Raw genomic sequence first — 14,932 nt, 5'->3', positions numbered from 1 at the left:
CATCCTTGGCTGTCACCCAATCCATAAGCGATCACAAAAGGCCCGCATCCATCGATGCGGGCCTGCTGGCAAAGATCTGGCAAAAACTCTCGCGCAACGTCCAGCTCTCTGGCCTTGTCATTCTCGCCATCATTTTTCTGTTGAGCTTGCTGCCGGTCCTGCGCCTGGTGCTCACCGCGATCGCCCCCGGCGGAGAAATCGACCTTGCAGCCCTTGGCAGCCGTCTCACAGGCCCCTCGGCCGTCCGTGCCACGTTGAATACACTGGACACTGCCTTTTTCGGCGCTCTGCTGGCGCTGGCAATCGGCGCGCCCTTCGCGGTCGCCGTTGCAATGACCGATCTGCCAGGGCGCCGGACGCTGGGCTTTATGCTTCTGCTGCCGCTGATGATCGCGCCTCAGGTCATGGCGCTCTCCTGGCTGCATCTGTTTGGGCCATCCAGCACGCTGTTAGGTGCCTTTGGCCTTGCGCCAACGCCCGGTACGGCCAATCCACTGCGGGGGCGCAATGGCATCATTCTTCTTTATGCCATCCAGCATGCGCCGATTGTTTTCGTCACGCTGCGCGCAGGGCTTTCCCGGGTACCGCGAGAACTGGTGGAGGCGGCGCGCTCATCCGGTTCATCACCGCGCCGCGCGCTTCTGACGATCGTCCTGCCAATGGTCCGCCCCTATCTCGTCGCCGCCACTGCCCTGGCATTTGTTTCCGGCGTGGGCAATTTCGGCATTCCTGCACTTCTCGGCATGCCGGTCAATTATCTGACACTAACCACACTGATCTATCAACGGATCGCCAGTTTCGGTCCGAGCGTCCTGCCGCAGGTAGCGGCACTTTCGGTTTTGATCGCCATGCTTGCTCTGCTTGGTGTAACGCTGCAAGCATTGGCGATGCGGCGCACGGGTCATCGTTTCACGGCAGGCATGCCCGCGCGCTTTGCCCTTGGGCGCTGGCGGCTGCCACTCGCATTGCTTGGCTGGCTGGCCATCCTGTTCATGCTGGTCCTGCCAGCTTTGGCATTGGTAACCACGGCGCTCATTCCATCTTTCGGCGTGCCGCTCACCTGGTCAACGGTGACATTCTCCAATTTCGAGGAAGTCCTCTTCCGTCAGGCCTCGACCAGCCGTGCCTTGCGCAATTCGGCCATGCTCGCAGGAAGTGCCGCGCTGATCCTTGCCTTTGGTGCTATTCCCCTGGCAATCGGCATCGAGCGGTTCTCACGCCTGTCGCAACGGGTGCTGCACGGTGCCATCGAACTGCCTTACGCATTGCCGGGCATCGTTCTCGCCATCGCCTGCATTCTTCTGTTCCTGCGGCCGTTGCCCCTGGTGGGTAGCCTTTACGGCACGGCTTGGATCATCCTTGCTGCCTACCTCATGCGTTTCTTTGCACTGGCAATGAAGCCTGTCGCCACGGCCGTTGGACAAATCTCCCGTGACCTCGATGAAGCCGCGGCCGTCTCCGGCGCTCGCCCCTTGCGCCGGATGCTGACGATCACTGCGCCGTTGGCCGCACCAGCAGCTGTTGCAGGCGCGCTGCTTGTCTTCATGAGTGCCTTCAATGAATTGACCGTCTCGGCACTGCTATGGTCCAGCGGCAATGAGACGCTCGGCGTCGTGCTGTTCAGCCTGGAGGAGGCCGGTCTCGGCACCCAGGCAGCGGCAATAGCCGTCACCACGATTATTGTCGTGACCCTGCTTCTGTTCCTTCTCGACCGGCTTGGAAAAAAACTGCCCGCAGGCGTTTTGCCCTGGCGCTAGTTATGGAATGATCCAGGCGTCGCTGACGGCAACGCAAACTTTTTCGCCAATCGCGACCGCCGTGGAGCAATCGAGAGTCAAGCGTTCCCCATTGATAAGTTCCAACTGCGTTTCGTGCACTGGGCCTCGGTAGGTCGTTTCCTTCACAACCGCAGCAAGGCCTTCATCGGAAAGGCTAATCGCTTCCGGTCTCAGCAAAACCCGCACCCGGTCAGCGCCGTGGGCTTGCCCGCGCGCTTTCACCCGTTGACCGCCAATGTCGAGAACGGTCGACGACCCATTGCGCTGCATGACCATTGCGGACACGACCGCACCGCGTCCGATGAACCCGGCAACGGTCTCGTCGGATGGAGAATGGTATACTTCGGCGGGGGCGGCGACCTGCAGTATGCTTCCTGCATTCATCACAGCGATGCGGTCGGACAGAGCCAGCGCCTCCGACTGATCGTGCGTGACATAAACGATCGTCGCGCGCGTGCGGCGATGAATATCACGGAATGCCTCGACCATGGAGGCCCTCAGGTGCATGTCGAGATTGGCAAGCGGCTCGTCGAAGAGAATGATCTTGGCATCCGCCACCAGGCAGCGGGCGAGGGCCACGCGCTGGCGCTGGCCGCCGGACAGTTCCTCGATCCGCCGCTTGGCGTAGCCGGTAAGATCCACACTCTCAAGCACGGCATCGACGCGGCCGACAATTTCGGCGCGGGCGACTTTGCGTGTCTTTAGCGGGTAGGCGACGTTTTCGGCCACATCCATATGAGGCCACAAGGCATAGGACTGGAACACCACACAGACACCGCGCTCTTCCGGCAATTTTTGCTGCCGGGCATCGGCAATAACCTCGTCTCCAAATGCAATCTGCCCGGCATCCGGCGCTTCAAAGCCGGCCAGCACGCGCAGCAACGTCGTTTTACCGCAACCGGAGGGGCCGAGGAGCGAGGTAAACGAGCCGGTTGGGAAACTGAGCGAGATATCGCTGAGCGCGGCGATTCCGCCAAAGCGTTTCGTCAGGTTCTGGACAGAAATTTCGGTCATGCACTGCTTTTCAATTTTGTCTGAATCATCCCGCCTATGGCCCGAAGCTGTAACAAATGTGTGACGAGCATTTGATATCGACACGGCATCCGGCGAAAAACCCAATCGGCGCCTATACCTGACATAGAAAGAGCAGCCACGCAGCCACCAATCATTACAAAACTATAATTTGTAATGATTGGCAGAGGGATTAGGGCTGAGGCATTGGGTGCACCTTCCAAGGAAGAGAAATTTCTCATGAAGCGTATGGGCCTTGTGATTGCTATCCCGGTCATTGTCGGCGTCGGCTATTTCCTTGCCTACCCCGAGCTGCGTGCGTCTGCACCCGATACACGCGCACTGCCTTCCGCTTCGCTCTCGGTGTCAAATAGTGATGCGGCACCCGCCGGGAAAAGGCGCAAAGGTTCCGCCATACCCCTTGTCGTTGTCGCCGAGGCGAAGGCGGAGGACGTTCCTGTCACCAAAACCGTCGTGGGGACAATCGAGCCCGTGGATACGGTCGCCATACGGCCGCAAATCGACGGTGTTGTCATTGCCGACAACGTTACTGACGGCCAGATGGTCAAAGCCGGTGATGTGCTCTTTCGTCTCGATGACCGGGCCATCCGCGCCATGATCGACAAGGATCAGGCTCAGCTTGCCAAGGACGAGGCAAGCCTGGTCGCAGCCAATCTCGATCTGTCGGGTGCGCAGGATCTTGAAAAACGCCACGTCGATACGACCCAGCAAGTCTATCAGGCCGAAGCCGCCGTAAAGGTGCTCGAAGCCTCCATCGCCATGGACAAGGCGCAGATCGAAGCCGATCAGGTCCAGCTGTCCTATATGACGATCAGTGCGCCGATCGACGGACGTGTCGGCGTCGTCAACACCTCGATAGGCAATCTGGTTCGCACGGCCGACACCGGAAACGGCCTCTTGACGATCACCAGGATGAAGCCGCTGCGCGTCTCTTTCACCGTGGCCGAAAGCGACCTGCCGGCGTTGAGGGGAGCCGTAGCCGATCATCCGGCCAATGTTCAAATCAAGTTACCCGGGAGCAAGGATACGATTGCAGCCGGCACATTGAACTTTATCGATTCTAGCGTCGATACCGCCTCAGGCACCGTCGTGCTGAAGGCCGGCCTGCCCAATGACGACGAGGCGCTTTGGCCCGGTCAATATGTGACCGCAATTGTCGATCTGACCGTTCACAAGAATGCCACGACGGTGCCATTGATCGCTGTCCAGCAGGGGAACGACGGATCCTTCGTCTTCATCGTCCATGCGGACAAGACCGTCGCGATGCAGCCGGTCACCCTTGCCAGCACCGTTGGCGATATCGCTGTCATAGCGTCCGGCATCAAGCCGGGAGATCAGGTTGTCGTTGATGGGCAGCTGCATCTGCAGGATGGAGCCACGGTGCACACGACCCTGGCACAAGCGTCTGGTACCCCGCCGCCTGCCGACAAAGACAATTCAGCCTCAGTGGAGGCCTCGAGATGAATATTTCATCCATTTTCATACGCCGGCCCATTGCGACGATTCTGCTTTCAATTGCGCTTGCCGCCTCCGGCCTTTTTGCCTACAGGTTCCTGCCGGTGGCTGCCCTGCCGGAGGTCGATTTTCCGATCATAACGGTCTCGGCCAAACTTCCGGGCGCTGCCCCGGACACGATGGCCAACGCGGTGGCGACGCCGCTCATCAAACAGTTTTCGACAATCCAGGCCATTTCCACGATCAGCGCGACCAGCACGCTCGGCTCAACCCAGATCACCCTGGAATTTGATCTCAACCGCAATATCGACCAAGCGGCGGCTGACGTCGAGGCAGCCATCGCCAGCACCCTGCGGCGATTGCCGGCCAATATGACCACACCGCCCAGCTACAGGAAGACCAATCCGGCCGATGCGCCGGTGGTTCTTGTCGCATTGCAAAGTGACACGATGCAGCTGTCAAAACTGGATGACTATGCCGAAAACGTGATGTCACCGGCGTTTTCGACGATTACGGGTGTGGGCGAAGTCCAGGTGCTCGGCGCCAAGCAATATGCGGTGCGCGTCGAGGTCGATCCCAATGCGGCAACGGCGCGTGGGATTGGTCTGGACGAATTGACGAACGCCGTGGCCGCCAACAATTCGATCGCACCTGTCGGAACGATATCGAGCCCGACACAACAGATGGCGATCGAGGCCGATACCCAAGCCCAAAATGCCGATACGTTTCGCCAGATCATCATTGCTTCGCCGAACGGCAAGCCTGTTCGCCTTGGCGACGTGGCACGGGTCGTCGATTCAGTCGCCACCACACAGACCGAAAGCAGATATGATGGCAAGCAATCGCTGGTTCTGGCGGTATTTCGCCAGCCCGGTGCCAATACGGTCGATGTCGTGGACCGCGTCAAAGCCATACTCCCGCAGTTCACGCAGGACCTTGGCCCTTCAGCCAGTATCAACATCCTCAACGACCGCTCGGCGTCGATCCGGCAGGCGGTTTCGGACGTGCAGTCTACACTCATCCTCACCATTGCCCTGGTGATCATGGTCATCTTCGTATTCCTGCGCCGCCTGTCAGCGACCATGATCCCGATCATTGCGGTGCCGCTTTCGCTGATTGCGGCGCTGGGCGCGATGTATGTGCTGGGCTTTTCAATCGACAACATTTCCCTTCTCGGCCTGACGCTGTCGGTAGGATTGGTCGTCGACGACGCAATCGTCATGCTGGAAAATATAACGCGGCACATTGAGGACGGTATGTCGCCCCGCGATGCGGCACTAAAGGGTAGCGCGGAGATTGGTTTCACCATCATCTCGATAACGACATCGCTCGTTGCCGTGTTTATTCCCATACTGCTCATGGGCGGCGTTGTCGGGCGCATCTTCAATGAATTCGCTGTCGTTGTTACCGTCGCCATTATCGCCTCGGCGCTGATATCACTGACCTTGACACCTATGTTGTGCAGCCATTTGCGCAATGAAAAGCATCACGTCGGCGCAAGGAGGCCATTGACGGAACGCGCTTTCGACGTGGTTCAGGCCGGCTATATGCGGGTCCTTGATCTGTGCCTCGCCTTCCGCCCGGTCATTCTGACCGTGTTCCTGCTCACGGTGGTGGCAACAGCCTATCTTTTTGATACCATCAACAAGGGCTTCCTGCCGACCGAAGATATCGGCCAATTGTCGATCTCGACCGAAGCGCGGCAGGACATCTCGTTCGATGCGATGGTGGCGCTGCAAAAACAGGTGGCCGATGCGATCTCCAGCCGGCCCTACGTCGCACACCTCGTCTCCAATGTTGGTGGCGGCTTCAATTCGTCCAGTCTCAATCAGGGGCGTTTCTTTGTCGAGTTGAAACCGAAAGCGGAGCGTGCGCCGCTTGAGAGCGTTCTGAGCGATCTTCGCCGGACGCTGGCGAAAGTACCGGGGATCAACAGCTATCCCGTTGCGGTGCAAAATCTGCGCATTGGTGGCGGATCGTCCAACGCGGCATATCAATATGTCCTTCAAAGCGTCAACGCCGCTGATCTTTATCCCTGGGCGCAAAAAATCATGCTGGCAATGCAGCAGGAACGGAGCGTCTTCGTCGACGTCTCCAGCAACCTGCAGAACAATGCGCTGCAGGCCAATCTCGTTATCGACCAGGACAAGGCGCAACTGCTCGGCATCAGTTCGGACCAACTTCGCAACACGCTGTATTACGCGTTCGGTACCAATCAGGCGTCGACAATCTTCTCCACCGGCGACAGCTACCAGGTCATTCTCGAACTCGATCCCGCAATTCCATGGACTGCCGACAAACTCGATCAGGTACAGATCCGCTCGACGACGACCAGCAAGCTGATACCGCTTTCGGCATTCGCACATGTGGAGCGCAAGACGGGTTTGCTTGCGGTCAATCAGCTGGGCCAGCTGCCCGCCGTCACCATCTCCTTCAATCTGCCGCAGGGCGTGGCGCTAGGGCAGGCGTTGCAGGAACTCGACACGCTGAAGACACAGCTTAACGTCCCCAATACCATCACTTCGAGTTTCACGGGCACTGCCAAAGTGTTCGAGCAGTCACTTGCCAATCAGGGCCTGCTCGTCGGCGCGGCAATCCTGACGATCTATATCGTGCTGGGAATACTCTATGAAAGTTTCGTCCACCCGCTCACCATCCTCACCGGTCTGCCGGCGGCGGCCGCAGGTGCGCTCGCCACGCTGGAAGTGTTCGGCTACGACCTCAGCGTCATTGCGATTATCGGCATCCTCATGCTGATCGGTATCGTCAAGAAGAATGCCATCATGATGATTGATTTTGCGCTTGCCCGTCAAAGGGCGGGCGAGACCTCGTTCGATGCCATACGGGAGGCCTGCCTCGTGCGTTTCCGCCCCATCATGATGACGACGTTCGCCGCCCTGATGGGTACCATTCCCATCGCCATAGGCGCCGGCGCGAGCTCCGAACTGCGCCAGCCACTTGGTGTGGCCGTGGTCGGCGGACTTATGGTTTCGCAGGTTTTGACATTGTTCATTACGCCAGTCATCTTCCTTTACATGGAAGATCTGTCCCGGGCACTGGGCCAATTGGGGAACCGGGTTTTCGGCGGGCACGCATCTCCTGCCCCAGCGGAGTGAACGAAAAGAGTTTTCCGCTTTTGATCCGAGGGACCCGGCTGTCGCATCGAAAAACCAAGCGACGGCCCATAACATCAGTTCTTGAAACGCGCCGCTTCCTCCGGACCCGCCTGTAGCATCACCGGCACTGTAGGAATGTGCACCGGCACCTGCGAGCTTCCCACCGTCGACGATCAGATACTCTTCACGGATGGGGCGCCCTTCGAACCAGCATTCAAGAATTTCTCGCGTTCCAGCGGCGTACCGCGCCTGGGCAGACAAGGATGTCCCGGAGACGTGCGGCGTCATTCCATGATAGGGCATGGTTCGCCACGGATGATCCTTCGGTGCGGGTTGCGGGAACCAGACGTCACCCGCATAGCCTGCCAGCTGGCCGCTTTTTCAGTGCCCTTGCGATGGCATCGCGATCGCAAATTTTGCCGCGGGCTGTATTCACCAAATAGGCGCCGCGTTTCATCTTCGAGAGCATTTTCTCGTTGAACAGGTTTTCCGTTTCCGGGTGTAGCGGGCAGTTGATTGTCACGACATCGCATACCTTGACCATATCCTCGACCGTATCGTGCCATGTCACGTCAAGTTCTTTTTCGACAGCATCCGGCAGCCGGTGCCGGTCATGATAATGAAGGTGCATGTCAAAGGGCTTGAGCCGGCGCAACACGGCAAGACCGATGCGCCCAGCGGCAACAGTTCCAACATGCATTCCCTCAACATCGTAAGAGCGGGCAACACAGTCAGCAATATTCCAGCCTCCGTTGACGACCCATTGATAGGAAGGAATGTAGTTTCTCACCAGTGCGAGGATCATCATCACAACATGTTCGGAGACGCTGATGGAATTGCAATAGGTGACTTCCGCAACGGTAATGCCGCGGTCGATAGCGGCCTGGAGATCGACGTGGTCAGACCCTATCCCCGCCGTGAGCGCCAATTTGAGGTTCGATGCCTTGGCGATGCGCTCTGCAGTCAGATATGCGGGCCAGAATGGCTGCGAGATCACTATTTCAGCATCAGGCAATTCCTTCTCGAATGCAGAGTCCGGGCCATCCTTGTCTGAGGTGACAACAAGAGTGTGGCCAAGCGATTCAAGATATTTTCGCAGACCCAGTTCCCCTGAAACGCTTCCGAGCAACATTCCGGGTTGAAAGTCGATCGCCTTGGGCGAGGGGGAGTGTCTGGCCGCCCGGATAATGTTCCATTTTTGGAAGACCGTCGCGTGCATAAGACTTTGGATATCCGTCGACCGGATCATCGTAGAGAACACAGACTATTTTTGCCATGATCGTTTCCTTTCCGACAGCAAACACCCCCGACAGAGCTCGAAGCAAAGTCAGGGCCATGGAACGCCATGAAGTGAGCGGGAGGTTCTCGGATCGAGCCCGAGAGACTCCGGCCCATTGTGTTTCCCCGTTCTGCTATCGCCTCGCTGCGTGAGCCTGTCTGCAGAACACCTAATTCTCTCACGATAGTTGAGCGCATTCAAATCAAAGGTTCGAAATGAAAGGCAACACGATTTCCCATCAAATCCACTCAAAAAGAGTTGCACACCTCATTTGAGTGATTTAATACTTTGGTCGGAGGAATTTCTCGTGGTTAAAATGACGCTCGAAGACGTCGCCCGAGAAGCCGGTGTCAGTCTTGCAACGGTTGATCGTGTCGTGAATGGGAGGATCGGTGTGCATGCGCGCACCATCGAACGCGTCAACGCGGCCATCAAACAGCTCGGCTTTCTGCCTGATCCGCATGCGTCCCGTCTGGCGCGCGGGCGTGACTATGATTTCCGCATCATCTTGCCGACCGGCGAAAATGAATTCATGCAGGCGCTTGCCGCCGAGTTCCGCGCCACGCGCGAACGGCAATTGCAGGAACGGGTGCGCCTTTCGATCCAGCACGTCGATACCTTCGACGGCATTGCACTTGCCGCCGCGCTGGAAAAGCTGCCGTCGGGGATTGATGGTGTCGCTGTGGTCGCGCTCGATCATCCCGCCGTTACCGAGGCCATCAATACATTGGCCGATGCCGGTGTCGTCGTCCTCACACTCGTTTCCGACGTGCCAAATTCGCGCCGGGCGCATTTTGTCGGCATCGACAATTTTGCCGCCGGACGCACAGCGGCCTCGCTGATCGGCCGCTTCGTAGGCCCGCGCAAGGGCAAGGTCGGCATGATCGCCGGCTCGCTCGCCTTGCGCGACCACATCGAGCGCCAGTTCGGCTTCGAGCAGATCATTTCACGCGAATATCCCAATCTCGAAGTGCTGCCCGTGCGCGAGGCGCGTGACGAGAACGCGCGGGTTGAAGCGGTCAGCCGTTCGCTTTTGCAGGATCACCCCGACCTCGTGGCGATTTACAATGCGGGCGGCGGGCAGTCGGGCGTCATCGCTGCACTGGAGGCATCCGGCCGGGTATCGGACGTCATTTTCGTCGCACATGAACTGACCCCCTCGACCCGGCGCCATCTGGTGCGCGGCACCGTTGACGCTCTCATCAATCAGGACGCCGGCCACATGGCGCGCAGCACGGCGCGAATATTGACTGCCTTGCGCGAGGGGCGTCCAATCATTCCCGGGCAGGAACATATCCGCATCGACATTTTTCTCAGGGACAACATGCCCTGACGGCAGGCACATTGAAGGAGGAGACTTATGAAGACGATCAAGGGACCAGCCATTTTTCTCGCACAGTTTGCGGGTGACACGGCACCGTTCAATTCCTTCGACGCGATCTGCAAATGGGCAGCATCGCTGGGCTATAAGGGTATCCAGATCCCGGCGTGGGATGGCCGCCTGATCGATTTGAAGAAAGCCTCCGACTCAAAGGACTATTGTGATGAGCTTGCCGGGGTCGCAGCTTCGCATGGCCTGACCATCACCGAACTGTCCACCCACCTTCAAGGCCAGCTTGTTGCGGTGCATCCGGTCTATGATGAGCTCATGGATGGCTTTGCCGCACCCGAAGTGCATGGCAATCCAAAAGCCCGGCAGGAATGGGCAGTGGACCAGCTCAAGCGTGCTGCGCGCGCTTCAAGACATCTCGGCCTCAAAGTCATGCCGACCTTCTCCGGCGCGCTTGCCTGGCCGTTCCTTTATCCCTTTCCGCAGCGTCCGGCAGGGTTGGTCGAAGCAGCCTTCGACGAACTCGCCAAACGCTGGACGCCGATCCTCAACTATCTCGACGAGCAGGGTGTCGATGCCGCCTATGAGATCCATCCGGGCGAGGATCTGCACGACGGCATTACTTACGAGATGTTCCTCGAACGGGTGAAAAATCACCCACGCGCCAACCTGCTCTACGACCCTTCACACTTCGTCCTGCAGCAGCTCGATTATCTCGACTATATCGATATCTATCACGAGCGGATCAAAGCCTTCCACGTCAAGGATGCCGAATTCAACCCGACCGGGCGGCAGGGCGTGTATGGCGGCTTCCAGTCCTGGGTCAACAGAGCCGGCCGGTTCCGCTCGCTTGGCGACGGGCAGGTGGACTTCGGTGCCGTTTTCTCCAAACTGACCGCCTATGATTTCGATGGCTGGGCAGTGCTGGAATGGGAGTGTGCCCTGAAACATCCGGAGGATGGTGCGCGCGAAGGCGCTGAGTTCATCAATGCCCACCTGATCCGGGTGACCGAACGGGCCTTCGATGATTTTGCCGGGGCCGGTACTGACGACGCGGCCAATCGCCGTATCCTTGGTTTGAGTTAAGAGGGTAGACGAATGGCTATTGGAGCATCCAAGGAAAAACCCGCAACCCGGCGCATTCGCATCGGCATGGTCGGTGGAGGGCAGGGCGCCTTTATCGGCGCGGTGCATCGCATCGCGCTGCGCCTGGACGATCAGTATGAGCTTGTAGCCGGCGCGCTCTCCTCCGATCCGGCACGTGCCAAGGCTTCGGCGCGCGAAATCGGCATTGCCGACGACCGGGCCTATACTTCGTTCGAAGAAATGGCCAAGGCGGAAGCCAAGCGCCCCGACGGCATCGAAGCGGTTTCCATCGTCACGCCCAATCACATGCATGGGCCAGCAGCCAAGACCTTTCTCAAAGCCGGGATTCATGTCATCTGTGACAAGCCGCTGACAACCACAGTCAAGGAAGCCAAGGAACTTGTCTCGTTGGTGGCCAAGACCGGCAAGCTTTTCATTCTCACCCACAATTACACCGGCTATCCAATGATCCGTCAGGCCAAAGCCATGGTGGACAAGGGCCTGCTCGGCACATTACGGCTGGTCCAGGCGGAATATCCGCAGGACTGGATGACCGAAAAGACCGAGGCTACGGGTTCCAAGCAGGCCGAATGGCGCGTGGATCCGAAGCGCTCGGGCGCTGGCGGGGCCATAGGCGACATCGGCACGCATGCCTACAATCTCGCTTGCTTCGTCTCCGGCCTCAAGCTCAAGCAACTGTGTGCTGAACTAACCAGCTTCGGCGAGGGCCGCGTCCTTGATGACGATGTGCAGATTCTCATGCGCTTTGACGGTGGTGCCAAGGGTATGATCTGGGCGAGCCAGGTTGCCCCGGGTCATGAGAATGGCCTGAAGTTGCGGGTCTACGGCACCAAAGGCGGGCTCGAATGGACACAGGCTGACCCCAACTATCTCTGGTACACGCCGTTCGGCAAACCCAAGCAATTGCTGACCCGCGGCGGAGCTGGCGCATCGCCGGAAGCCGCGCGCGTCACTCGCGTTCCGGGGGGCATCCGGAAGGCTATCTGGAGGGTTTTGCCAATATCTACACGGAGGCTGCTCAGGCCATCGTCGCAGCGCGCACCGGCAAGAAGACCCCGAAGGATGTCATCTACCCGACCGTCGAGGACGGGCTGGCCGGAATGGAGTTCATCGAAGCTGCCGTCAAGTCTTCAAAGGCTGGCGGCGTCTGGACGAAAGTGTGATGGGCGAAAACCAAACCACAAAGGTTGCAATGCCCGTACTTGAAGCGCGCGGGATCGCCAAGGCGTTCGGGCCGGTCGAGGTGCTGACGGACATCAGTCTCTCGGTCATGCCCGGCGAAGTGCACGCGATCATCGGCGAAAATGGTGCCGGCAAGTCGACGCTTATGAAGCTCATGAGCGGGCACCTTCAGCCGACACGCGGTACCGTGGCGATCGACGGTGAGCCGGTGCACTTCGCCGGACCCGTTGACGCCGAACATCGCGGCCTGGTTCTGGTGCATCAGGAGATCCTGCTCGCGCCGGACCTCACCGTTGCGCAGAACATCTTCATGGGCCGCGAGTTGAAACGCGGTCTCATGGTCAACGACCGCGAGATGAACCGCCAATCCGCCGAAGCCGTGCGCAGCCTGGGCGCCGACATCGACCCGACGACCCAGATTTCCCGGCTCTCCATCGCGCGCCGCCAGCTCGTCCAGATCGCGCGCGCCCTGCAGGTGCCGCATCGCGTGGTGATTTTCGACGAGCCGACTGCTTCGCTGACGCCGTTCGAAACCGAAGCGCTGCTCAAGGTCATTCGTGACTTGCGCGATAAGGGCGTTGCCGTCCTCTACATTTCGCATCGCCTGCCCGAAGTGGGGGCAATCGCCGATCGCATCACTGTCTTGCGCGATGGCAAGCTGATCGCAACACGCAATGCCTCGGATTTGCAGCCGGTCGACATGGCAAGGCTGATGGTCGGACGGGACATGTCGCAGCTCTATCCCGAGCGCGAGGACACTGCGACCCGCCAGAACGTGCTCGAGGTGAAGAACTTCGACGTGCCGGGCTATGCCCGTGACGCTTCATTCACCTTGCGTAAAGGCGAAATCCTTGGCTTTGCCGGGTTGATCGGCGCCGGGCGTACCGAGCTCTTCGAAGGGCTGGTGGGGCTTCGCACCGGCCATGGCGAGGTCAAGCTGAACGGCAAGCCGGTCAAGTTCCACACCGTGCGCGACAGCATGGCGGCGGGAATTGTCTATCTGAGCGAGGATCGCAAGGGCAAGGGCCTGCTGCTGGCACAGGATCTGCGCACCAACCTGACGCTGGCGGCGGCTTGGGAAATTCACCAAGGGTCCGCTCATCCAGCGCAAACGCGAGGACAACAGCCTCACCAAGGCCATCACCGATTTTGACATTCGCGCCCGCCGCCGCGATCTTCTGGCCGGGCAGCTTTCCGGCGGTAACCAGCAAAAATTGCTCCTGGCGAAGATGATGCTGCTCGAGCCGAGCATCGTCATCATCGACGAGCCCACGCGGGGCATCGATATCGGCACCAAGGAACAGATCTACAAATTCATCGCCGACCTCGCCAAGGCCGGCAAATCCGTTATCGTCATCTCGTCCGAGATGCAGGAACTCATCGGCATCTGCCACCGCATTTTGGTCATGCGCTCATCGCGCATCGTCGGCGAGGTAACCGGCGATGCGATGACCGAGGATGAAATCGTCGTCTACGCCACGGGCGTCAAAATCAACGAAGCAGAGCTTTATAGTGCGGGGAACGCATGAGCGACACAAAGACAATCACCGACACACGCGGTCTTGGCCGCAAGTTTGCCGATCTCGACAAGACGGCGGTTGCGCCATTCCTCGCGCTCGCAGCGCTCTTTCTCCTCGGCGCACTGGTCAATCCGAACTTCCTGTCAATCGACAATCTGCTCAATGTGCTGACCCGCTCGTCCTTCATCGCCATCATCGCCGTTGGCGCAACCTTCGTCATCTCTGCAGGCGGACTTGACCTGTCAGTCGGATCAATGGCAGCGCTCGTCGCCGGCATCATGATCCTCTTCCTGAACTCGGCGGCTATTGACGGCGACACAGCCATGCTGGCGGCTGGCGTCGTCGTCGCCATCGGCGTCGGCGCTCTGGCAGGTCTATTGAACGGCGCTATCATCACCATCGGCAAAATCGAACCTTTCATCGTCACACTCGGCACCATGGCTATCTTTCGTTCGGTTACCGTCTGGCTGGCCGACGGCGGCTCGATCGCCATGAAATCGATCGCCATGCGTAACATGTTCCGTCCCGCCTATACGGGTGTTTTCCTTGGCCTGCCGTTTCCGGTCTGGCTCATCATCGCCGTTGGTCTGCTCGGCGCATTCATCCTCTACAAGACGTCGTTCGGACGGCATGTGATCGCCGTCGGTTCCAACGAGGATGTCGCACGCTACTCCGGTATCCACGTCAACCGCGTGCGCGCCATGACCTATATTCTTCAGGGCGTCTGCGTTGCGATTGCCGTTGTGGTCTATGTTCCGCGCCTCGGTGCTGCCACCACCACGACCGGCATGCTGTGGGAGTTGCAGGCGATTACCGCCGTGGTCATCGGCGGAACCGCACTGCGCGGTGGCGTCGGCCGCATCTGGGGTACGATATGCGGTGCCTTCATGCTGGAGATCGTCGGCAACATCATGGTGCTCTCCAACATCGTCAGCGAATACCTGATCGGTGCCGTGCAGGGCACCATAATCATCATCGCCATGCTTGTGCAGCGTACGCTGCAGAAGAAAAAGTGATCGTTGCGATCACACGAGAAACAGGGGGCGGGAGGCTGCTCCTTCTCACCGGACGGGGGAACAAGGGCCACCCACCGAACCGCAATCAAGGCCCACTTGAAAATTGGGAGAAGACAA

At 59.0% G+C, this 14,932-nt stretch carries 7 protein-coding genes and 3 pseudogenes; 8 read left to right on the top strand and 2 right to left on the bottom strand.

Translation table 11 applies throughout. The annotated features are described in order from the left end of the window. Nucleotides 1-5: 5 nt before the first annotated feature. A complete protein-coding gene (locus tag N8E89_RS20880) occupies nt 6-1,757 on the top strand; it encodes an ABC transporter permease (protein WP_315975734.1) in 1,752 nt (583 codons plus the stop codon). Here N8E89_RS20880 and N8E89_RS20875 read toward each other — a convergent pair whose 3' ends face one another. Further along, a complete protein-coding gene (locus N8E89_RS20875; RefSeq protein ID WP_262263050.1) occupies nt 1,758-2,792 on the bottom strand; it encodes an ABC transporter ATP-binding protein in 1,035 nt (344 codons plus the stop codon). It lies immediately after the preceding gene. A 237-nt stretch (nt 2,793-3,029) separates the two neighbouring features. Here N8E89_RS20875 and N8E89_RS20870 point away from each other — a divergent pair, with 237 nt between their 5' ends. Continuing rightward, nucleotides 3,030-4,274: an efflux RND transporter periplasmic adaptor subunit gene (locus N8E89_RS20870; protein ID WP_262263049.1), complete on the top strand. Its 1,245-nt coding sequence runs from the start codon at nt 3,030-3,032 to the stop codon at nt 4,272-4,274. Continuing rightward, nucleotides 4,271-7,381 (top strand): efflux RND transporter permease subunit, encoded by a 3,111-nt coding sequence (locus tag N8E89_RS20865; RefSeq protein WP_262263048.1) that lies wholly within the window; start codon nt 4,271-4,273, stop codon nt 7,379-7,381. Before N8E89_RS20870 ends, N8E89_RS20865 begins: the two co-directional genes overlap by 4 nt. A 74-nt stretch (nt 7,382-7,455) precedes the next feature. Here the strand turns inward: N8E89_RS20865 and N8E89_RS20860 are convergent. Then, nucleotides 7,456-8,658, bottom strand: a pseudogene (locus N8E89_RS20860) (NAD-dependent formate dehydrogenase). Between the two features lie 318 nt (nt 8,659-8,976). Here N8E89_RS20860 and N8E89_RS20855 point away from each other — a divergent pair. The 5 genes and pseudogenes from N8E89_RS20855 to N8E89_RS20835 all read left to right on the top strand — a co-directional run bounded on the left by N8E89_RS20855 (nt 8,977) and on the right by N8E89_RS20835 (nt 14,815). Beyond that, nucleotides 8,977-9,993, top strand: a complete 1,017-nt coding sequence (locus N8E89_RS20855) for a LacI family DNA-binding transcriptional regulator (RefSeq protein ID WP_262263272.1) — start codon at nt 8,977-8,979, stop codon at nt 9,991-9,993. A 27-nt stretch (nt 9,994-10,020) separates the two neighbouring features. Beyond that, complete coding sequence (locus tag N8E89_RS20850; RefSeq protein ID WP_262263047.1) at nt 10,021-11,076, top strand: sugar phosphate isomerase/epimerase family protein; 1,056 nt, start codon at nt 10,021-10,023, stop codon at nt 11,074-11,076. A gap of 12 nt (nt 11,077-11,088) precedes the next feature. Next, nucleotides 11,089-12,260: pseudogene (locus N8E89_RS20845) on the top strand (Gfo/Idh/MocA family protein). After that, nucleotides 12,260-13,808 (top strand): annotated as a pseudogene (locus tag N8E89_RS20840) (sugar ABC transporter ATP-binding protein). The pseudogenes N8E89_RS20845 and N8E89_RS20840 overlap by 1 nt, the downstream one beginning before the upstream one ends. Next, a complete protein-coding gene (locus N8E89_RS20835) occupies nt 13,805-14,815 on the top strand; it encodes an ABC transporter permease (protein WP_262263046.1) in 1,011 nt (336 codons plus the stop codon). The pseudogene N8E89_RS20840 and the gene N8E89_RS20835 overlap by 4 nt, the downstream one beginning before the upstream one ends. Nucleotides 14,816-14,932 lie beyond the last annotated feature (117 nt).

The sequence above is a fragment of the Phyllobacterium sp. A18/5-2 genome (assembly GCF_025452215.1).
Classification (GTDB): Bacteria; Pseudomonadota; Alphaproteobacteria; order Rhizobiales; family Rhizobiaceae; genus Phyllobacterium; species Phyllobacterium sophorae.
This window is presented reverse-complemented; position numbering and strand designations above follow the sequence as displayed.

Bases quoted from the DNA above. Each gene is read 5' to 3' on its own strand.
- N8E89_RS20875 (WP_262263050.1), bottom strand. From the start codon at position 2,792: ATGACCGAAATTTCTGTCCAGAACCTGACGAAACGCTTTGGCGGAATC.
- N8E89_RS20870 (WP_262263049.1), top strand. From the start codon at position 3,030: ATGAAGCGTATGGGCCTTGTGATTGCTATCCCGGTCATTGTCGGCGTC.
- N8E89_RS20865 (WP_262263048.1), top strand. From the start codon at position 4,271: ATGAATATTTCATCCATTTTCATACGCCGGCCCATTGCGACGATTCTG.
- N8E89_RS20855 (WP_262263272.1), top strand. From the start codon at position 8,977: ATGACGCTCGAAGACGTCGCCCGAGAAGCCGGTGTCAGTCTTGCAACG.
- N8E89_RS20850 (WP_262263047.1), top strand. From the start codon at position 10,021: ATGAAGACGATCAAGGGACCAGCCATTTTTCTCGCACAGTTTGCGGGT.
- N8E89_RS20835 (WP_262263046.1), top strand. From the start codon at position 13,805: ATGAGCGACACAAAGACAATCACCGACACACGCGGTCTTGGCCGCAAG.